Source organism: Rhizobium redzepovicii, assembly GCF_019793435.1.
Lineage (GTDB): Bacteria > Pseudomonadota > Alphaproteobacteria > Rhizobiales > Rhizobiaceae > Rhizobium > Rhizobium redzepovicii.
In genome coordinates, this window is sequence record NZ_JAILYH010000013.1 from 73,671 (window position 1) to 94,510 (window position 20,840).

Annotated in this window: 18 protein-coding genes; 10 read left to right on the plus strand and 8 right to left on the minus strand. The window is 62.9% G+C overall.

What is annotated here, in order from left to right; genetic code table 11:
• Positions 1-5 precede the first annotated feature (5 nt).
• From K6N12_RS21045 to K6N12_RS21055, 3 genes are all read left to right on the plus strand, one after another.
• On the plus strand, positions 6-1,100 hold the full coding sequence (locus K6N12_RS21045; RefSeq protein ID WP_097627888.1) for an aminotransferase class V-fold PLP-dependent enzyme: 1,095 nt from the start codon (positions 6-8) through the stop codon (positions 1,098-1,100).
• A 71-nt stretch (positions 1,101-1,171) separates the two neighbouring features.
• The gene (locus tag K6N12_RS21050) at positions 1,172-2,035 is read left to right on the plus strand and encodes a glycerophosphodiester phosphodiesterase (protein WP_179867144.1); all 864 of its coding nucleotides are present in this window, start codon (positions 1,172-1,174) and stop codon (positions 2,033-2,035) included.
• A 128-nt stretch (positions 2,036-2,163) separates the two neighbouring features.
• Positions 2,164-3,822, plus strand: a complete 1,659-nt coding sequence (locus K6N12_RS21055; RefSeq protein ID WP_097627964.1) for a tetratricopeptide repeat-containing diguanylate cyclase — start codon at positions 2,164-2,166, stop codon at positions 3,820-3,822.
• A 74-nt stretch (positions 3,823-3,896) separates the two neighbouring features.
• Here the strand turns inward: K6N12_RS21055 and K6N12_RS21060 are convergent, their stop codons facing one another.
• Genes K6N12_RS21060 through K6N12_RS21090 form a run of 7 tightly spaced genes read right to left on the minus strand, consistent with a single transcriptional unit; the run spans position 3,897 to position 11,080 of the window.
• Positions 3,897-4,706, minus strand: coding sequence for an inositol monophosphatase family protein (locus K6N12_RS21060; protein WP_097627886.1), 810 nt, complete (start codon positions 4,704-4,706; stop codon positions 3,897-3,899).
• Positions 4,706-5,710, minus strand: coding sequence for a LacI family DNA-binding transcriptional regulator (locus K6N12_RS21065; RefSeq protein ID WP_097627885.1), 1,005 nt, complete (start codon positions 5,708-5,710; stop codon positions 4,706-4,708). The genes K6N12_RS21060 and K6N12_RS21065 overlap by 1 nt, the downstream gene beginning before the upstream one ends.
• Complete coding sequence (locus tag K6N12_RS21070) at positions 5,694-6,473, minus strand: glycerophosphodiester phosphodiesterase (protein WP_097627884.1); 780 nt, start codon at positions 6,471-6,473, stop codon at positions 5,694-5,696. Before K6N12_RS21070 ends, K6N12_RS21065 begins: the two co-directional genes overlap by 17 nt.
• Positions 6,473-7,528, minus strand: coding sequence for an ABC transporter ATP-binding protein (locus tag K6N12_RS21075; RefSeq protein ID WP_097627883.1), 1,056 nt, complete (start codon positions 7,526-7,528; stop codon positions 6,473-6,475). The genes K6N12_RS21070 and K6N12_RS21075 overlap by 1 nt, the downstream gene beginning before the upstream one ends.
• A complete protein-coding gene (locus tag K6N12_RS21080) occupies positions 7,528-8,370 on the minus strand; it encodes a carbohydrate ABC transporter permease (RefSeq protein ID WP_003595691.1) in 843 nt (280 codons plus the stop codon). The genes K6N12_RS21075 and K6N12_RS21080 overlap by 1 nt, the downstream gene beginning before the upstream one ends.
• Positions 8,371-8,372: 2 nt before the next feature.
• Positions 8,373-9,674 (minus strand): carbohydrate ABC transporter permease, encoded by a 1,302-nt coding sequence (locus K6N12_RS21085; protein ID WP_097627882.1) that lies wholly within the window; start codon positions 9,672-9,674, stop codon positions 8,373-8,375.
• A 59-nt stretch (positions 9,675-9,733) separates the two neighbouring features.
• Entirely contained in the window at positions 9,734-11,080 is a 1,347-nt protein-coding gene (locus K6N12_RS21090) for an extracellular solute-binding protein (protein ID WP_097627881.1), read from the minus strand.
• Between the two features lie 344 nt (positions 11,081-11,424).
• Between K6N12_RS21090 and K6N12_RS21095 the strand changes: the two genes are divergently transcribed.
• The gene (locus K6N12_RS21095) at positions 11,425-11,883 is read left to right on the plus strand and encodes a YbaK/EbsC family protein (protein WP_054184262.1); all 459 of its coding nucleotides are present in this window, start codon (positions 11,425-11,427) and stop codon (positions 11,881-11,883) included.
• An 83-nt stretch (positions 11,884-11,966) separates the two neighbouring features.
• The gene (locus K6N12_RS21100; protein WP_097627880.1) at positions 11,967-12,974 is read left to right on the plus strand and encodes a Tim44 domain-containing protein; all 1,008 of its coding nucleotides are present in this window, start codon (positions 11,967-11,969) and stop codon (positions 12,972-12,974) included.
• A 20-nt stretch (positions 12,975-12,994) separates the two neighbouring features.
• Here K6N12_RS21100 and K6N12_RS21105 read toward each other — a convergent pair whose 3' ends face one another.
• A complete protein-coding gene (locus tag K6N12_RS21105; RefSeq protein ID WP_097627879.1) occupies positions 12,995-14,026 on the minus strand; it encodes a hydroxyacid dehydrogenase in 1,032 nt (343 codons plus the stop codon).
• A 269-nt stretch (positions 14,027-14,295) separates the two neighbouring features.
• On the opposite strand from K6N12_RS21105, the gene K6N12_RS21110 reads away from it, so the two are divergent.
• From K6N12_RS21110 to K6N12_RS21130, 5 genes are all read left to right on the plus strand, one after another.
• Positions 14,296-14,895: a HupE/UreJ family protein gene (locus K6N12_RS21110; RefSeq protein WP_097627963.1), complete on the plus strand. Its 600-nt coding sequence runs from the start codon at positions 14,296-14,298 to the stop codon at positions 14,893-14,895.
• Positions 14,896-15,182: 287 nt separating this feature from the next.
• Entirely contained in the window at positions 15,183-15,761 is a 579-nt protein-coding gene (locus K6N12_RS21115; RefSeq protein ID WP_097627878.1) for a GbsR/MarR family transcriptional regulator, read from the plus strand.
• 4 nt (positions 15,762-15,765) lie between these two features.
• Complete coding sequence (gene cydD / locus K6N12_RS21120) at positions 15,766-17,496, plus strand: thiol reductant ABC exporter subunit CydD (protein ID WP_097627877.1); 1,731 nt, start codon at positions 15,766-15,768, stop codon at positions 17,494-17,496.
• Positions 17,493-19,181 (plus strand): amino acid ABC transporter ATP-binding/permease protein, encoded by a 1,689-nt coding sequence (locus K6N12_RS21125; RefSeq protein WP_131711319.1) that lies wholly within the window; start codon positions 17,493-17,495, stop codon positions 19,179-19,181. The genes cydD and K6N12_RS21125 overlap by 4 nt, the downstream gene beginning before the upstream one ends.
• 74 nt (positions 19,182-19,255) lie before the next feature.
• Positions 19,256-20,836 carry a cytochrome ubiquinol oxidase subunit I gene (locus tag K6N12_RS21130; RefSeq protein ID WP_097627875.1) on the plus strand — a complete coding sequence of 527 codons (1,581 nt, stop codon included), beginning with the start codon at positions 19,256-19,258 and terminating at the stop codon, positions 20,834-20,836.
• Positions 20,837-20,840: the final 4 nt, after the last annotated feature.

The following is a 20,840-nucleotide window of genomic DNA, read 5'->3' on the forward strand; positions in this document are numbered from 1 at the left end:
TATCCATGTCCGATCTTGGTTGGAATCCCCTGCATGGCGTGCCCTCCTATCCCGCGGAGCGCTACGCCGTCCTTGCCGACAGGATCGGCGGCATCTTGCGCAGCCGCAACGATATATTGCTGGTGCAGGCCGAGGCGGTGGTGGCGCTGGAGGCGGCGGCGGTCAGCCTTGCGCGCCCGGGCCTCACAGCACTGAACATCATCACCAGCTCCTATGGCGGCTGGTTCGGGCAATGGCTGCGACGGGGTGGCGCGGCGGTCGCCGATATCGTCGCCGAACCGGGCCTGCCGATCGAGATCGAAGCAGTCGCCAAGGCGCTCCAGACGGGTCCGAAGTTCGATATGCTCGCTCTTGTGCACGCGGAATCCGCGAGCGGCATTCTCAATCCGCTGCCCGAGATACTGGCGCTTGCCCGGGCTCGTGGCATCGTCACCGTCGTCGACGCCGTCGCCTCGGTCGGTGGCCACGGGCTCGATGTCGGCGACCTCGGCATCGACATCGCCGTGATCGGTCCGCAGAAGGCGCTCGGCGGGCCGGCCGGCGTCTCCGCGCTCTCGGTCAGCCGTAGCGCCTGGGATCTGATTCTCAGAGATGGTGCACCGCGCGATTCGATCTTGTCGTTGGCCGATCTGAAGACCTGGGTCGACAGCGGGCGACGCGGCCTGCCGGGAACGCCGGCGCCGCTGGAATTCTTCGCACTGGAAACGGCGCTCGACCGCGTCGAGGCTGAGGGCATGGGGAATATCGTCGCCCGTCATGTGCTTGCGGCAGCGGCGACACGGGCGGGACTTGCCGCACTCGGAGCCCCGGCCTGGGTGCCGGCAGCAAGGGCGTCGAACCTGGTGACGGCGGTACCGGTGCCGGAGGCACTGGCGCCTGCCGCGCTGATCGCAGCCGCCGGGCAGTTGGGAGTCGAGCTGACCGAAGGCGTCGGAACTGGGCCGGCCCGTCTCTTGCGGCTGAACCACACTGGTCCGCGCGCCGCATTCCAGACGGTGCTCTCGAACGTCGTGGCGTATGGCGCGGCCCTCAGGCAGACCGGCCATCCCTCGGATATATCAGCCGCTGCGGAGGCAATATCCGCAGCCTACAGCCGATGAAAGCGGTATTCGGCCCTTGATAATCATGGCTCATCAAGGCAGGAGAGTGGTATCGCGGAGACTTGGTGCAAATGACGAAATTGCTGGATGCGCAGGGCCTGGAGATTTCACATGAGGGGCATCGCACCCGCCTGAAATGGCACCGATTGCGCAAGCGGTTTTCCGACCCGCTGTTTTCCGCCGAAGTAATGGCGGAGGGCTTTGCGGCGGGCGCCTCGATGGAGCTCGATCTGCGCGTCCGCGCCGACGGTGGGTTCGTCGTGCTGCACGACAGGGAACTCGAAGGCGAGACGACAGGACATGGACCGGTCGCCGAAAAGAGCGTCAGTGACCTCAGCGATATCAAGATGCAAGAGGGCGACCGGCCGCTGATCCTCAGCGAGGATCTGGCTGCCATGATGCAATCGACGCATCCAGCCGCATTGCTGCAATTCGACATGAAGGACGACTACGAAGCGATCGGCGCCAGGGGCGTCGCGCATCTGGCCACGCATTTCCGCGATATCGCCGCCTCGGTGATCGTCAGTGGCGACAGTCTCGACCTCATCGTCGCGGTCAAGGAGAAGCTTCCCCATCTCCTGCGCGGCATCGATCCGACCAACAAACTCTACGATATCAGGATGGCCGACGGCTGGAAGGCGGTCGAGACGGAACTGCGCGCTGACCTGCGCGGCCCGTCCGAACCGGACACGATCTATCTGCACTGGCCGCTGATCCTTGATGCCGCCAATGCGGGGCTGGATATGATCGCGCTTTGCCAGGACGAAGGCAAACGTGTCGATGCCTGGACTTTCACCCTGAAGGATCGGGAGGCCGGCTTCAGCGAAGAGGAATGGCAAAGCTTTTCGGCGCTGACGGCCCTGAAGCCGGATCAGATCACCACCGACGAGGCGCCGGCGACCGAACGCGCCTGGCGCCGCCGCATGGCGGTTTAACCGGCGAGCGTTGGAGCATGATGTCGTCCAAAAACTGATCACACTTTTCAGCATCATGCACTTAGTCGCATGTTTTGCGTAATTTGCATCATTTTAAACTTCTGATGCTATCCATAACCAGCAGACAACTGTTGGTGCCCGATATGCAAGTTGTTGATACTAAAGCAATTGCGCAACAAGCAAATTCCAGCTTGCAGGAAGCGTGGCATTTTGGGTGTACGGGCCGATCGGTTGAGGCACTCACACTGGCCGGCGAAATTCTTGCGGATGCCAAAGCGCGGGGCGACGATCGGCTCGCCGCGCAATGCGACACCGACATTGCTTGGTATTGTTTTCAGATCGGCAAGGCCGAACTTGGACTGACGCATGTCCGCCGGGCGGTAGACTTCTGGAAATCGACCGGGGAGCGCAAACAGGAATCCTGTGCCCGCGCTTATTTCGGATGGCTGCTCTTGGAACTGGGCTTGCCGGAGGAAGCAATCGAAGAAGCGACCCGCGCCTTGGATCTGGCCGACAAAGCCGCGGACCCGCAAGCACAAAGCCTGGCCACTAACGTCATCGGAATTATCTTCTGGTGCAACAAACAGCCCGATCGGGCCATCTTAATGAGCGAGAGGTCCGTCGAGCTCGCCAGATCGATCGGAAATAAGAACTATGAATGCTGGTGGCTCATCAATCTCGGCGGCGCTCATTCGGAAGGCGGGTATATCGCGCGGGCGCTCGGCCAGCCGGAGGAAGAACACCAGATGCTGGTCAGAGCGCTGGAACTGACCGAACAAGCGCTCGACATCGCAATCGAGATCGGCGACAGCTGGGCCGCTCGCCTCTGTCTCGGCAACCAAGCCGAGTTCTACAGCCACCTGGGCGAGCATGACAAGGCGCTCCGATGCATGGGCCGCTATAGGCTGTTTCAAGAGAACAGCTATGTCAGGGACAGGCAGCAATATCTCTACACTTTGGGCCAGATCTACAACAATTCCGGAAAATTCACCGAAGCCCTGTCGCCGCTTCTCGAGGCGGTGGAGCTGATCGACGCCGGCGGCAGTTTCGATTCCTATGTGCAGATCTATCTTTATCTGTCGCAGGCCTATGAGGGGCTGGGGCAGTTCGATCAGGCGCTGGAGGCCCATAAGAAATACCACCAGGCCTATTTGCGCAATAGCGCCGAGAGTACCCAGCGGCGCGCACGTCTCGCCGAAATCTACTATGAAACCAAACGGTTCAAGGAAGTTGCCGAAACGGAGTCGAAGCGCGCAGAAACGCTGGAGGCCTCCTATCAGAAATTGCAGGAGCAAACCGATATCCTTGCCAATGCCGTCTATCTGGACGCACTGACCGGGCTCTATAATCGCAAATATCTCGACAGCCGCTTTAAAGCGCTGACATCTGAGAAACGTCCATATTCGATCGCGATGCTGGATGTCGATCACTTCAAGTCGATCAACGATAACTTCTCTCACATGATCGGCGACCGGGTCCTGAGTGCCATTGGAACTATACTGCGCGGCCAGCTGCGCATTACCGATCAGGCAATTCGCTTTGGCGGCGAGGAATTCGTCGTCTTGCTCGCCGGCACTCCCCGAGGCGCTACCGATATCTGCGAGAAGTTGCGTTCGACCATTGAGCGGTGGGACTGGTCCGAGGTCTGCAACGGGCTGCATGTGACGATCAGCATCGGTGTCGCCGGTAGTACTCTATCCACCAATTCTCCGAACGAGATTTTGGCGATCGCAGATCAGAATCTTTATGCGGCGAAAAAGAGCGGCCGCAATCGCGTTGTTGCGTAACGGGCGTTCCGTAACTTTCGGGCGAAGTTTGCAGTCTCACAAATCGGGCGGATCGCGTCTGGGGAGAGGTGTATCTATAGCCCCTCGATGTCGAGAATGAACGCGAATTCGCCGGCAAGCCCCGGCGAGTAGGCGATGACGGGTCCGCCCTGCGCAAGCAGCCTATCGACCGGCGGCATCGCCACCACAGCGCCGGCCTCTTCGGCGATCAGCGCGCCGGCGAGCATGTCCCAGGCATTGAGGTGGCGTTCGTAATAGAGATCGGCAGCACCCTCGGCGACACGAACGAGGTCGATCGCGGCCGCGCCCATGCGGCGATAATCCATGCCGCGTTCGTGGAGCCGCCGCGAGAGCGCGAGATGGTCGTCGAAGCTCGTCTTCCGGGAATGGCCGAGAATGACAAGCGCATTGGCTGGATCGGCGGTCGCCGCCGCATGGACCGGAACCCCGTCCTTGAAGGCGCCGCCGCCGCGGACGGCGTGAAAGACCTTGTCCTCGGTGGCGTCGTAGACGACGCCGATCTCGACCTTGCCGGCGGCGACGAAGGCGATCGAGACGGCCCAATGCCGGAAGCCCCTGATATAGTTGGTCGTGCCGTCGATCGGATCGACGACCCATGTGCCGCCCTCGCCCGATCGCCCGCCGCTTTCCTCGCCCATGAACATATCGCCCGGAAAGCGTGAAAGCAGCCCGTCACGGAGCGCCTGTTCGGCGTTCCTGTCGGCGATGGTGACGAAATCCTGCAATCCCTTGTTCTCGACGGTCAGCGTGCCGGGATTGGAGTCGCGCCGAAACCGGGCCGCTTCCCGTCCGGCCTCGAGGGCGGCTGTGACGGCGACCTCCGCCCGTTCACGGATGGCGGCGGCATCGAATGCGGGATTCATCAGGCAGTCCTTCTTCTTATCAGCGTTATCGGCGTGAATTCGACGCGCGCCGTCAGGTCCGGTTCAGCCATCCGGCTCATCAGCAGATCGACCGTTTGTTCGGCCTGGAGATCGCAGGGTTGGCGGATGGTCGTGAGGTCGTAGGCGGTCCAGCTCGCCTGGGGGATGTCGTCATGGCCGATGATGGCGAGCGGCGGCGCATCGTCGCGGCTGCGGCCCTGCATGACCCGGTCGACAACGCCGCAGGCCATGTAGTCGTTGGCACAGAACAAGCCGTCGATGCCGGATGCGGCAAGCTCGCCGGCCGCATCATAGCCGCTCTTGTAGTCGTTGATCCTGACCTGCAGCAGCTGCGCATCGACGCCAAGCTGCTTGCACCGCGCGATGAAGGCTTCGCTCCGCCGCCGCGCCGTATAGGATATTGCGGGTGCGGCCATGACGGCGAGCTTTCGCGCGCCGCTGTCGATCAGATGGGCGGCGGCGAGATAGCCGGCCATGCGATCGTCGGAGATGATGCGGTCGACGAAGGGGATATCGTTGCCTTTGTTGATCAGCACGATCGGCACGCCTTCGGCAGCACATTGTTCGCAGATTTCGGTCGGCGGTGCGTCGGAGGTGACGATGACGCCGGAGACGGCGTAATGCAGCAGCTGGCCGATGACTGTCGAGGTATCCGCCTCCTGAGAGGTCGGCAGCAGGATGGGGCGGAAATTGCGGGCGATCAGCACTCTCGCCAGGTTCTCGATCTGCAGCGTCCGGAACGGGTTGTCGAGGCCGGCGGCAACGACGCCGACGAGATCGGAACGTTTGTTGGTGAGGCTTCTGGCAAGATAGTTTACCCGATAGCCGAGATCCTTGGCGGCTTGGAAGACCTTCTCACGCGTTTTCGGCGAGACGCTGGCATCCGGCGTGAAGGCGCGCGACACGGCGGCGCGCGAAACACCGGCCACACGCGCCACGTCGAAGGAGGTTACCTTGCGCGGTCCCTTATCCCTGTCTGCCAACTGCTTTTTCCCTCTCTGCCGACGGCCGCATCAGATCGGGCAAATCCGTGCAGATGCCGAGAACCGGAAGCTTCATGATGTCGTCGAGAATACTCCGCCGTTCCTCGTGCCAGAGCACGATCTCGCGGCCGGCCTCGAAGGCGCGGTGCATCAGTGCCTCGGTCACCAGATCCTGCGGCCGCTCGCCTGCCCTTTCCCAGCAGAGATGGAGGATATCGGCGCCGGCCTCGTCACCTAGTGCATGCGGATCATGGCCGACGCGGATCAGCACCGAAAGCGGGAAGTCGCAGCCGGCGTTGCGGAGTTCCCGCACCTGCGCCGTGTCGAAGGAGCCGAGGCAGGCAAATCGCTGGTTCATCTCGGCAAGATGGCGCCAGCAGAGCAGGCCGGTTCCGGGCGCCTTGAGCTCGACATAGAGACCGGTGCCGGTCTCGCGGCCGAGGGCGGCGACCTCCGAAAAACTCGGGACATCGACGCCGTCGAGGGCGGCGAGCTCGGCGGCCGTCATTTCCGAAATGCGGCGGTCGATGCCGAAGACGCGCTCGAGATAGTCGTCATGCGAGACGACGACCACGCCGTCGCGGGTCAGCTGCGTATCGAGTTCCCACATCTCGGCGCCGAGTTCGGCAGCGCGGCGGAAAGCGGCGATCGTGTTCTCGCGCTCATGGCCGCTTGCGCCGCGATGGCCAATGCAGAAGGGCAGCCGGCCCTTGGCCGACGGCCAGCCGTTACGCTCGAAAAATGCCTGGAAATCGCGCCTCATCAGAGCCTCCTGCCATTTTCGTCGAAGACGAAGACGCCACGGCTGTCGATCGCCCAACGGACATCGTCGCCGACGTGAATATCGTTGCGCACCGGCTGGATCGAGCGCAGCAGCGGACCGCCGGCAAGACGTACATCGTAAAGGTTTTCGCGCCCTTGCGTTTCGGCGAAGGTGACCTTGCCGCACACCGGTGTATCGCCTGAAGGCGTGAAATGCTCCGGCCGGACGCCAAGCATCAGCTTGGTGCCCTCGGCGGCGCCGATGGATCCCGGCAGCGGCACGCGGATTTCGCTTTCCGGGATGACGAAGACGCCTTTGTCGACGATGCCGCGCAGGAAGGTGATGGGAGGGTTGCCGAGGAAGCCGGCGACGAAGGCGGTCTTCGGATCATTGTACATTTCGGCCGGCGTGGCGATCTGGACGATCTCGCCTTCCTTCATGATGGCGATGCGGTCGCACATGCTCATCGCTTCCACCTGGTCATGGGTGACGAGGATGGCGGTGATTCCGGTCTCACGCTGCAGCCGGCGGATTTCCGAGCGCATTTCGAGGCGCAGCTTGGCGTCGAGATTGGCGAGCGGTTCGTCGAGCAGCAGCACGTCGGGCTTGCGGATCAGCGCGCGCGCCAGTGCCACGCGCTGCTGCTGGCCGCCAGAAAGCTGCGCCGGACGGCGCTCCATGAGGTTGCTGATATGAACAAGCTCGGAAATGCGCTCGACCTCCTTGCGGATGTCGGCGGCAGGCACGCCCTTCACCTTCAGGGGAAAACCGATGTTTTCGGCAACCGTCATGTGCGGGTAGAGCGCATAGGACTGGAAGACGACGCCGACATTGCGGGCCTGGCTCGGCAGGTCGGTGACGTCGCGGTCGCCGAAGAGGATGCGCCCGCTGGTCGGCCGGTGAATGCCGCAGACCGCAAAAAGCGTCGTCGATTTGCCGCAGCCGGAAGGGCCGAGCAGCGCCAGCATCTCGCCGTCGCCGACTTCGAGCTGCATGTTTTCGATGACCTTGGTGGAGCCGAAGCTCTTCGAGAAATTGTCGAGGAGGATGCGCATCAGCCTTTGCTCCCGCCGCCGTAGATGTTCATGAGATATTTGTTGAAGAGTGCGTAAGCAATCAGCACCGGGATGAGGTAGAAGAGGCCGACCGCCTTGAACATATTGAAATCGTAATTGTTGTCGTCGGCGAGGAAGCCCGCGAGATAGACCGACAGCACCTGCACCTGATTGCCCGGCGCCAGCACCTGCGGCAGGATGAACTCGCCCCAGCCGGCGAGGAAAGAGAACAGGCCGAGCGCCATGATGCCGGGCTTGACCTGCGGCAGCACGAGGCTGCGCCAGACGCGGAAACGCGAGGCGCCGTCGACGACGCCGGCCATTTCGATTTCCCAGGGCACCGTATCGTAAAAACCCTTCATCAGCCAGATGCCGAGCGGCAGGTCGATCGCCGCCTTCACCAGAATGACGCCGATCAGCGAATTATAGAGGCCGATCATCTGCAGGACGATGAAGATGGCGATGATCAGCGTCACCGACGGGAAGGCGTGCAGCACCATGACGCCGGCGAGGAAGAAGCCGCGCGCCGGCACGTTCAGCCGCGACAGCACGTAACCGGCCATCGACGAGACGATGAGCACCAGGCTGGTGGTGCAGGCCGAAAACAGCAGCGTATTCAGCGTCACGTGCCAGATATTTGCCTTGCCTGCCGTCGTCTGCCACAGGAAGCGCCAGTGATTGATCGTCAAACCGGAGGGCAGCAACGCATCCGGTTGTTTCACCGTCACGGTGTCGAGGAAGAGATAAACATACATCAGGAGCAGCGGCAGGCTGACGATCGTCAGCGCCGTGATGACGGGCCAGCTGCGATAATTTGCCGAGGGCTGCGAGCGTTCGGCCATGGTCAGTCCTCGATCAGGGGCTTGGCGACGAGCGTGCCGTAGTTGAAGACGCGCAGATAAAGGAGCGACAGCATCACGCCGATGACGACGAGCACCAGCGCCATGGCCGCGCCCAACCCGTATTCGAGGTTGCCGGCATAATTCCTGAGCGCGGTGTGATAGGCGGAGAGCGCCCAGACCTCGGTGGCGTTGCCCGGGCCGCCATTGGTGGCGAGCAGGATTTCATTGAAGGAGGCGAGCAGCGACAGCGTCTGGTAGCAGGTGACGAAGAGGATCGGCCAGCGCATTTGCGGCAGGATGATATAGCGGATCTGCTGCCAGCGCGAAGCGCCGTCCACCTCGCTTGCGTAGAACTGGCTCTTCGGAATGGCCTTCATCGCCGAGGAGAACACCAGCATGCCCATCGAAGCGCCGATGAAGCCGTTGATCAGCACGACGAAGAACCAGGCATTATAGGCGGTATCGAGCAGGTAGTTCTTCGGGGGGTAGCCGAACTTGCCCATCAGGACAGAGATGAAGCCGCTGTCCCAGGCAAGCCACTTCCACAGCAGTACGTAGATGACCACGGGCGTGATGCGCGGCAGGAGCCAGATGCCGCGAAAGATCGAGGCGGGCGTCGGCGGCATGTAATGCGTCCAGATCGCGAGCAGCAGGGCATAACCGACGTTGAAGAGCGTCAGCACCAGCGCGACATAGAGCACGGTGTTGAAAAGCACACGCGCCATATCGGGCGACCTGGCCATGCGTGCGAAATTGTCTGTCGTCCAGGTCCAGCCGGTATAGGTGGTCTTGGCGACGGTTTCCTTCTGTTCCGGCGTCAGCCTGAACCCCAGACTGTCCAGCGCCGAAAACAGCTGCTCCTTGCTGTCGAAGCGGGTGTTGAGGACGGAGCGGTTGAACTGTTCGGAGATCTGCTTGACCTCACGTGTCGAAGGCCGCTCGGCAAGATCCTTGATCATCCGCTCGACATCGCGGCGTGCCGGGAAGACCTCGCCTGCATGTTTGGCGCGCAATTCCGCGGCAATCCCCGGCGCAAGCCCGAGACCCTCGACGGCCGTGAGGCCCGCCTCGTCGATGGTGTAGCGCGGTTCGGCCATCTCGGTGGCGATCTCGGGCATCGCCGATTTCAGCGCGATCAGGGAGTTCGGCGCGATCTGGTAGACGCCGCCGGAAATGCCGGTCGCCGTCGTCATGTTGGTCATCGAAAAGACCGCCGTCAGAACCACCGGCATCAGGAAGAACAGCACGATCATGATCGCCGCAGGGGTGATCATGATCAGTCCGAGCGTTCTGGACGATTTCATGGGAGGCCTCCTCGCGGAACCGACCGGGCGGCGGGTTTGCCGCCACCCGGAGGCGTGTTTCAGCGAATGACGATCTTGTCGCCGAGCGTGCTCTTCAGCTCGCTCTCTGCGTCACCGACCGCAGCGTCTACGGTCTTGGCGCCGGTCCACGATGCTTCGAGGTTCTTCCACATGATGTTCCAATATTTGCCGAAATCGGAGTTGTTCGGCATCGCATTGGCATGCGGCAGCAGGCGCTCGGTGGCTTCGCGGGTCCAGCGGTCGGCCGAGTAGAATTCGACGGTGGATTCCGATTTGGAGATGCCGAGATGGGCTGATTTGACCGCATGCAGCGCATTGGTGCGCGGCTCGGAGGCGATCTTGACCAGTTGGGCGGCGATCTCGGTGTCTTCCTGGTCGTGACCTGCGGTCAAGAGGTAGACAAGCGGATGGGTCAGCGTGTTGGCCTTGCCGCCTTCGCCGGCGGGGATCAGCGTGAAGATCACGTTGCCGAAGAAGTCCTTCAGGCCTTCCTGGTTGACAAGACGGGCATAGTGCCAGGTGCCGCCGTCCCAGATGCCGGCCTTGCCGGTGGCGACTTCCTTCCACCACTGGTCGCCTGGCATACCGATATGGTTCTTCTTGGTGACACCTGATTTAACGGCGTCTGCGAAGAACTGATAGGTGCGGGTCATCGCCGCCTTGTCGAAAACGAGCTTGCCGTCTTCTTCCATCGTGCCGCCGAACGAGGTGTAGAACTGCCAGTAGTCGGGGCCGTTGCTGGTGCGCGGATAGAAACCGTATCCGGGCTGGACGAGGCCCTTGTCCTGCATCTTCTTGGCGTCTTCGAGCAGGTTCTTCATGGTGTACTTGCCGTCCTGGACGCTCTGCGGCAGCGCGTCCAGATCGGCATCGCTGTAACCGATCGCCTTCATGTAAGGCTTCCAGAAGAACATCGGGCGGGATTCGGCATCCTGCGGAATGCCGTAGACGGTGCCGTTGTAGGATGCGATCTTCAACAGGTTTTCATAGATGTCGCTGAGCGGCCATGAGTCGAGATCGACGTAATCCTCGATCGGGACGATCAGTCCGGCCTGCGACCAGGGTGCGATGTCTTCATGGCCGCTGACGACGATATTCGGGGCGGTCTTGGCTTCGGCGGCAAGGGTCAGCGCCTGCTTGAAGTCTTCCCAGGCGGAATAGGGCTTCTTCTCGACGGTAATTTTCAGGTCTTCGCCCTTGAGGGCGGCTTCGCGCTGCAGCTGCTGGGCTGCGATTTCGATGGCGTCGAGACGATAGACGTCGTTCGGGCCGGTGCCGCCGGCCCAGACGCTGATGTGAACGTCCTTGGCAAGCGCAATTGCAGAGCTCGAGGCCAGGATGGTGGCAGCAATGGTGAGGGATTTCAGTGTCGGCAAAATGGTCATCTTCTTCGTCTCCCTAGAAGAGCAGTGTGAAGCCTCTTGGCGGGTCAGCACTGCTGATGATGGCCGCTCCGAAACCCCACGAAAACGTGACGATGTCCGCTCTAGGGGTTTGTTGTAACGGCCGAATGACAAAATTGAGCACGTGTGCAAAATTATTATGACGATGTCTTTAAGACTTGCAAGCGGCGGTTTTCGGGAGTGCATTTTACGCTTCAAATCGTGCTTGCCCTCCTGCGGACCTGCATGTCTTTCGAGACGCGCAAAGCAGGCTTCCACGCTTTCGATCCTCGCGTCCCTTCCGAAAAGCGGTTCCGATTTTTGGGCCGATGCGCTAGCATGTCGCCATGAGCCTTGAATCTGTCCGCGCTTTCCTGCGTGCGCACGCACCCGATATCGACATCATCGAAACCGCCGAGAGCTCCTCGACGGTGGCGCTTGCTGCCGAGGCCCATGGCGTCGAGCCGGCCCAGATCGCCAAGACGATCTGTCTGCGTGTCGGCGAGCAGATGATGCTGGTCGTTGCCGGCGGCACGGCAAGGCTTGACAATCGCAAGTTCAAGGACACGTTCGGCGCCAAGGGGCGCATGCTCGACGCCGAGGAGGTCGTGGCGGTCACCAGCCATCCGGTCGGCGGCGTCTGCCCGTTCGGCCTGCCCTCGCCGCTACCCATCTATTGCGATATCTCGCTGAAACGCTTCGATGAAGTCGTGCCGGCGGCCGGCTCGACGAATTCGGCCGTGCGCATCGAAACCGGACGGCTGGCCGAGCTGACCGGCGCCAGTTGGGTCGATGTCTGCCAGTAAGCGGCAAAAGAACTTCAAACGGCGGAAAGAGTACCTATATTCTTTCCCGACATGCCGTGACTGCGCATGACAGGAGATCAGGAATGCCGAGTGCCATTTCGCGTTTTGCCAAGTTCGCGGCAATTGCCGCTCTGACGGGCGCTACCGTTTTTGCTTCCCTTGACGATGCAGAAGCGCGCCGGGCCGGCAGCAGCGGTTTCGGAAGCCGCGGTACCCGCACCTTCCAGGCTCCGCCTGTCACCAGCACGGCGCCCGGCCCCGCCGCGCCGATCGAACGGTCGATGACGCCGCGCCCGCAGACCACGGCACCAGCGACCGCGCAGCAGTCCTTCGGCGCCCAGCGCCCCGGTCTCTTCGGCGGCTTCGGCCGTTCGATGATCGGCGGCCTGATTGCCGGCGGCCTCCTCGGCATGCTGCTCGGTCACGGTTTCGGCGGCGGCTTCGGCTTTCTCGGCATGCTGCTGCAGATCGCGCTGATCGGCGGCGCCGTCATGCTCGCCATGCGTTATTTCGCCAATCGCCGCCAGCCCTCCTACGGCGCCGGCGGCCAGAGCGGCTCCTTCAGCCGGTCCTACAACATGTCGCCCGCCAACAATTCGTCCTTCCATATCCCGGCGATCGGTTCGGGTGCCGGTTCAGGGGCGTCCTCACGCGGCCACCGGCCGAGCGACGAGATTGGGCTGGCGCAGGCCGATCTCGATCAGTTCGAGGAATTGCTGACCAGCATTCAGACCGCTTACGGTGCCGAAGATTACGCCGCGTTGCGCCGGCTGACGACGCCTGAGGCGATGTCTTATCTTGCCGAGGAACTCGGCGAAAACGCCACCAACGGCGTGCGCAACCGAGTCTCCGACGTCAAGCTGCTGCAGGGCGACATTGCCGAGGCCTGGCGCGAAGACGGCCAGGAGTATGCGACGCTTGCCATGCGCTACTCCTCGATCGATGCCATGGTCGAACGCGACAGCGGTCGCGTCGTTTCCGGCGACGATCGCCGCCCGAGCGAAAGCATCGAGGTCTGGACCTTCGTGCGCAAGCCCGGCGCCGACTGGAAGCTCGCCGCGATCCAGGGAAGCGAGCAGCGCGCCGCCTGAGGCGGCGCGCGTCTGCCGGCTTAATTCACTGCGACAGGCTTGGAACGCATGCGCGAAACCGTTTCGCGTTCCGCCCGCTTGCAGCGCATCGGCGGCAGGCCGCGATCCATCAGGTCCATGTCCTCGAGCACCATGTCGCCCATCTTCTTGAAGGCGCTGTCGAGCGCGCCGGCCCGATGCGCCGAGCGGATGAAGCCTTTCAGGCTCCGCACCGGGTGGTCGGGCGGCAGCGGCTCTTCCGGGTAGACGTCGCTTGCCGCGACAATATGACCGGACGAGACGGCTGCCATCAGCGCTTCGAAATCGACGACGTCGGCGCGGCTGAGCAGGATGAAGGCGGCGCCCCTGCGCATGCCGGCGAAGGCATCGGCGCCGAGGAATCCCTTGTTTTCACTGGTGACGGCCGCGACGACGAAGACAAAATCGCTCTTCGTCAGCACCTCCTCCAGGCTTGCGGGTTCGACGCCGTTTTCCTCGAGGATCGAGCGGGGCAGCCAGGGATCGAACACCCTAATGCGGGCCCTGAAGCCGGAGAGCAGCCGGCGCAGCGCCTTGCCGAGATCGCCGAAGCCGACAATGCCGATCTCGGAGCCGGCGATCAGCCGCGCATCCGCATTGCCCTCCCCGCCCCAGAGTTCGTCTCCCTGGCAGAACGCGACATCCGCATCGACGATGCCGCGCGCCAAGGCCAGTGCGAAGCCGAGACCGATTTCGGCGACCGGCTCGGCAAAGACCTGGCCTGTCGTCACGACATGAATGCCGCGCTCAAAAAGCACCTCATAAGGCATATTATTGAGAAGATTGCTCTCGACGTTAAGGATCGAGCGCAGGGCCGGCATTCTCGCGAGCGTTTCCCTCGAAAGCGGTGGCTGGCCGATAATGTAACGGGTCTTGCCGAGGATTTGGTCGCCGAGGCCGGCGATATTGTCGGGGTCGGCCTCGACGATATCGTATTTCGCATGCAGCTCGGCGCGCGCCTGATCGCTGAAGATCAGATCGAGCGTGCGCGGTTCGGGCGCGCTGATCGCCAGCGGCCGCTCGTTGTTCGTCATGGGCGTCTCCTCCATTGCGGGCGATTTGCGCTGGCTCCGCCGGATGATTGATAGCCCCTGTGCCGGGAGGTTTCCAGGCGGATCTTGGAGCAATGGAAGAAGCTATCGAAAACGGCATTTGCCTATCAGATAAGCAATTGAATTGCCTTGCTATTTTATGGCATTTACGTTGACGGAACGGGCTCCTTGAATTAGCGTGATCCGCGCAGCTTGAAATCGCGGCGGTCTTCGACGGCCGCAGGATATTCGAAAACTTACGAGGGATGAGCATGAAATCAGCACTCAAGAGCGGCCTGCTTGCTTTGGCTGCCACCGCGCTTCCAGCCGTAGCCTACGCCCATCCCGCGACCGGCGAGGCTGCGGGCTTCAGCCATGGTTTTGCCCATCCGATGTCCGGCGTCGATCATATCCTCGCGATGGTGATGGTCGGCGTTTTCGCATTTCAGCTCGGCGGTCGCGCCACCTGGCTCGTGCCGGCGACCTTCGTTCTGGTCATGGCGCTCGGCGGCGCTCTCGGCGTTGCCGGGACTGATCTTCCCTTCGTTGAGACCGGCATTGCGCTTTCCGTCGTCGTTCTCGGCGCCGTCATTGCCCTTGATGTCAAGGCGCCGCTTGCCGCAGCGCTCGGCGTCATCGGCCTCTTCGCCGTCTTTCATGGTCATGCGCACGGCGCCGAAATGCCGGAAGATGCGAGCGGCGCCGCCTATGCCGCTGGTTTCATGGTCGCGACCGCGCTGCTGCATGCCGCCGGCCTCGCCCTCGGCTATATCATCGGCCGCGCCGGTGAACGTCAGGGCGCCTTCGTAACGCGCGCGGCTGGCAGTGTTGCCGCCATTGCAGGCGTCGGTATCCTGGCCGACTTGATTTGAGCCGACAATATCTGAGCCGCCTGCGAAAGCGGTATCCTATCTATCATCGCATTCCGATCAGAACGCCCGGTAACCCATAACCGGGCCTTTCTGCGTCATCGCGGCAAAGTGCGGCGGACTTGATCCAAATCAAATCCAGCCATGCTGCGGCGGGCTATATCCGACCCACGATCAACGAACGGACATCCAAATTGACGCAGGGCCGCCTTGCCGATTGTCGGCGAGGCGCGAAAGTCAGTATAGTGATTTCAGAAATTTATGAAATCACAGACACAACGGAAACAACGATGAACCTTCCGCCTCTCGTCCAGTCCTTCGTCCTCCATTTCGGCGAAATGGGATCGCGCTGGGGAATCAACCGCACGGTTGGCCAGATCTACGCTCTGCTCTTCGTCTCGCCGGCGCCGCTCTGCGCCGAGGAGATCGCCGAGTCGCTCGGCATCTCCCGCTCCAACGTGTCGATGAGCCTGCGAGAATTGCAGGCCTGGAACCTTGTCCTTCTCAAACACAAGCCGGACGATCGCCGCGATTTCTTCACGACGCCGGATGATGTCTGGCTGATCTTGCGGACGCTTGCCGAGGAACGAAAGAAGCGTGAAGTCGATCCGACGCTGTCGGTTCTGCGCGAAATCCTGATGCAGCGCCCCGCCAGCGAGGCCGAACGCCATGCGCAGCAGCGCATGAGCGAAATGCACACGTTGATCGAGCAACTGACCCATTGGTATGAAGACGTAAAACAACTTGAAACCGAAAGGCTCGCAACGCTACTCTCGTTGGGCGCGAAAGTGACAAAGCTTCTGGAGGCCAAGGACCGGGTCGTTTCGCTCGGCCGCAGCCGCCGGCCGAATCCTGCGAGCAAGAGTTAGCGCCATGGGCAATGCTTTCTTCGACGCGACAGACAAACAAGAAACGCGGTCGCTGGACGGCGATGCCGTTTCGCCTCGCAGTGACGCGGCGATTGTTGGACTGCGCAGGGCGGCGATACTGCAGGCGCTAGCCGCCGCCATCTGGATCCCACAGGCCGGCTTGCTCGCCATCTCGGTCGGCCGCATTGCCGATGGCGGCGGATTGCACGACGTGCTTTGGCCGGCCTTCGGCATCCTCCTCCTCGGATTGGCAAGAAGCTGTCTCGACGCGGCTGGCGGCCGCCTGGCCTTTCATGTGGCGCGCGCCGAGCTCAGCCGCAGGCGGCAGGCCGCCGTCGCCGCCCTTTCCCTGTCGTCGCCGATCGATCGCGGCCGGCCGGCGTCCGGCAAAGCCGCAAGCGTCATCGGCGAGCAGGCCGAACTGATCGTGCCCTATCTCGCCCGTTTCCAGCCGGCGCGGATGAAGGCGAGCCTCGTGCTGCTCGTCATCCTTGCCTTCGTCCTTCCGGTTTCCTGGATCGCCGCGCTGGTTTTGCTGTTCGCTGCGCCGCTGATCCCGATCTTCATGGCCCTGATCGGCTGGCGCGCCCAGGCAGCCAGCGAAAAACAACTTGTTGCGACCGGTGGCCTCAATGGCTTCCTGCTCGATCGGCTGCGCGGACTGGCGACGATCCGGGCGCTCGGCGCGGTGGATGCCACCGCGCTCAGACTGCGCCGCGAGGCGGAATCGCTGCGGCTGCGAACCATGGCGGTGCTGAAGATCGCCTTTCTCTCCTCGGCCGTGCTCGAGCTTTTCGCCGCACTCGGCGTGGCTATGATTGCCGTCTATGTCGGTTTCAGCCTGCTTGGCGAAATCCGCTTCGGCACCTGGGCAGGCCGACTCGACCTGACTGAGGGATTGTTCATCCTGCTGCTGGCGCCGGCCTTCTTCGAGCCATTGCGCGAGCTTTCGGCCGTCTGGCACGACCGGGCGGCCGGCGAAGCGGCGCTGAAAGCGCTGGATGCCCTTGCCGCCGGTGGCCTGCCCATCCGAGGGTCGGCCGAAGCCGCGACAGCTGCCGGTACGGAGGCGCCGGCCATCCGCCTTGAAAATCTCGCTTTTCGCTATGGCTCCGACGAACCGCTGATCTATGACGGTTTCAACCTCGATATCGCTGCCGGGGAACATCTGGCGTTTCTCGGTGCCAGCGGCTCCGGCAAATCGACGCTTCTGTCGCTGATGGCGGGGCTGGCACCCTGCACCGGCGGCCGCATCGTCATCGGCGGCGTCGAGCTCGCGGATGAGACTGCCGCCAACCTGCGGGACGGTATGGCGTGGATCGGTCAGAAGCCGCATATTTTTGCCGGCACCATAACGGGGAATATCGCGCTTGGCAGACCCGGCGTGCTGCGCGGCGATGTGACCGACGCACTGGATGCCGCGAGACTCGGAAAGGCGGCCGAGGCCTATGGCGGCCGGTCCCTCGGCGAAGGCGGTATCGGGCTTTCCGGCGGCGAGGCGTTGCGGCTGGCGATCGCGCGAGCGGCCTGTAATCCGCATCTGAGGATCATCCTCGCCGACGAGCCGACCGCGCATCTCGATGCCGCCACCGCCGCCGAAGTGACCGAGAGCCTGCTTTCGCTCGCGAGGGGGCGGACGTTGATCGTTGCCACCCACGATCCGCGGCTGGCCGCGCGCATGCAGCGCAGCATCCGCATCGACGCCGACATCATGATCAGGGAGGCCGCCGAATGAGCACATTTGCTGCAGACCTCAAGCCGATCCTGCGTCTGTTTTTGGCTGAGCGCCGGCGCGCTCTGCTGCTCGGCGCCGCACTTTCGGCGGCGACGGTGACGGCGGGCATCGCCCTGCTGGGCCTGTCCGGCTGGTTCATCACCGCCACCTCGCTTGCCGCCCTTTCCGCCGCAGCCATCACCTTCGATGTCTTTGCGCCCTCGGCCGGCATCCGCCTGCTCGCCATCGTCCGAACCGCGGCGCGTTACGGGGAAAGGCTTGCGACCCATGATGCGACGCTCGGCGTGCTCGCAGCCTTGCGCGAAAGACTGTTTCGCGGCTTCGCCGAACCGGGCGCGGCGCGCATGCTTCTGCATCGTCCGGCACGGCTGCTCTTCCGTCTGACGGCCGACATCGATGCGCTCGACAGCCTCTATCTCAGGATCCTCGTGCCGGGGGCGGTAGCGCTCGGCGCTACCTTCGCGGCAAGCCTGGTGCTGGGGTTTATGCATCCCCTGTTCGGCCTGTTCTCCGGTCTCTTTCTCATTGGTGCCGGCCTCGGTCTGCCCTTGATCGCCGCCCGGGCGGCGCGCAAATATGCACGCCGGCGCACCCATGGCATCGAGGCGCTGCGGTCGCGGACGATCGATCTCGTCGCCGGCCAGACCGACCTGCTGATGGCCGGACGGCTTGCGGCGCAAAGGCAGGCCATCGCTGCGGCAGACCACTACACCGCCGGCGCCGACGATCGGTTGAACCGCGTCGAGACCGGCCTGACCTTTGGCTTCGGCCTGGTCTCCACCCTGCTGTTGACGGCATCGCTGCTTGCCGTCGCCGCTCTTGCGGAGACGAAGGCGATTACCGCTCCCGTGGCAGCGCTTGGCCTGCTGGTTGCCTTCGCGGCGACCGAACCGTTCGCGGCACTGCGCCGCGGCGCCCTGGAACTTGGGCGGACGCTGCTTGCGGCAAAGCGGGTCGCGCCGCGGCTTGCCGTCGCGCGGGCACCCGAGCCATTGGCGGCGGCGTTGCCGGGATATGCTTTATCGCTGAAGGATGTCTCCGCCTTCCATGAAAATTCCGCCGTGCCGGCACTCCAAACCATCGACCTGATGCTCCGGCCAGGCGAGCGGCTGGCCGTGGTCGGCGGCAGCGGCGCCGGCAAGTCGAGCCTGCTCGCCCTGCTTTCCGGCGAATTGCCGGCGAGCGCGGGGCGTGTTGCGGCGACAAGAGCGACCTTGCTGACACAGCGGACGGAACTCTTCGAGGACAGCCTGCGCGGCAATCTCGCTCTGGCCAACCCGGATGCGAGCGAGGCCCGCCTTCGAGACGCGCTCGCCGCTGCCGGTCTGCTTGCCGATATCGAGGCCATGCCGCGTGGGATCGATACGCCGCTCGGTGAAGGCGGGCTCGGTCTTTCCGGCGGCCAGTCGCGCCGGGTGGCGCTTGCCCGGCTCTTCCTGCGGGACACGCCGCTCTGGCTGCTAGATGAACCCACAGAGGGCCTCGATGGCGCCACCGCCCGCGATGTGCTTGGCCGCCTGTCGGCAATGGCGGCCGGCCGCTCATTGGTCATCGCCACCCATATCCGCCGCGAGGCTGCCATCGCAGACCGCATCGCCGTCATCGAAGGCGGCCGCATCACAGAGGTTTCGCGCCGTGGAGAGGCGGCGTTCGAAAAGGCACTCGACCGGCTTCGGCCGGATTGAGCGAAACCGCATGCCCTCACGCCATCCGGCGCTTGAGGAACGCTCCGGCCCCGTGGGACCGTGGGAGAAAGACAATGGAACTAGATATCGTAGCACTTTCGCGCTTCCAATTCGCGCTGACGGCGCTTTACCACTTTCTGTTCGTACCGCTGACGCTCGGCCTGTCCGTGCTCCTGGCGATCATGGAAACGGTTTATGTGATGACCGGCCGCCAGATCTGGCGGCAGATGACGAAATTCTGGGGCACGCTCTTCGGCATCAATTTCGTGATCGGCGTCGCCACCGGCATCGTCATGGAATTCCAGTTCGGCATGAACTGGAGCTATTACAGCTATTATGTCGGCGACATCTTCGGTGCGCCGCTGGCGATCGAGGGCTTGATGGCATTCTTCCTCGAGGCGACCTTTGTCGGCCTGTTCTTCTTCGGCTGGGACAAGCTGTCGAAGGTCGGCCATCTCGTCGCCACCTGGGCGGTGGCGCTGGGCTCGAACTTCTCGGCGCTGTGGATCCTGATTGCCAATGGCTGGATGCAGAACCCGGTGGGATCGGCGCTCAATCCGCAAACGATGCGCATGGAGATCACAAGCTTCTTCGATGTGGTCTTCAACCCGGTGGCCCAGGCGAAATTCGTCCATACGGTATCGGCAGGTTACGTCTGCGCTTCGATCTTCGTGCTCGGCGTCTCGGCCTGGTATATAATCAAGGGCCGGCATATCGAGCTTGCCAAGCGTTCGATGACGGTCGCCGCCTCCTTCGGCCTCGCTTCGGCGCTTTCGGTCGTCGTCCTTGGCGATGAGAGCGGTTATCTCGCGACCGAGAACCAGAAGATGAAGCTCGCGGCAATCGAGGGCATGTGGAAGACGGAACCGGCGCCGGCCGCCTTCACCGCCTTCGGCTTCCCCGACCAGGTAGCCCGCGAAACGCATTTTGCCGTGCACATTCCCTGGGTCATGGGCCTGATCGGCACGCGGTCGCTGACCACCGAAATCCCCGGCATCGACAAGCTCGAACAGCAGGCCGAAACCCGCATCCGCGATGGCATCAAGGCTTACGACGCGTTGATGCAGATCCGTTCGGCACCGGCGCAGGATCAGGTTGCGCTGGAAGTGCGCAGCTCCTTCGAGGATCTCGGCCATGATCTTGGTTATGCTCTTCTTCTGAAACGCTACGTCGACGATCCTCGCCAGGCGACCGACGAGCAGATCGTTCAGGCCGCGCGCGATACCATCCCGCACGTGCCGACGCTCTTCTGGTCCTTCCGCATCATGGTCGGCCTCGGTATCTTCTTCATCCTGCTGACCGCCACCTTCTTCTGGCTGTCGGCGCGCCGCCATCTCGACAAATATCCGTTGCTTCTGAAGATTGCCGTGCTGGCGATCCCCCTGCCCTGGGTTGCCATTGAACTCGGCTGGGTCGTCGCCGAGTTCGGCCGCCAGCCCTGGGTGATCGAAGGCGTGTTGCCGACGGCCGCCGCCGTCTCCAGCCTTGGCGCCGGCACCGTGCTTCTGACCATCATCGGATTTGCGGCACTCTACACGACGCTGATCGTCATCGAGATGGGCCTGATGATCAAGGCAATCAAGCAAGGACCGGAGCCGGACGACGAGCCGGAAGCGGTTCTGATTTCCGAAACCCTCGTCTCGGCCGCGGAGTGACCTG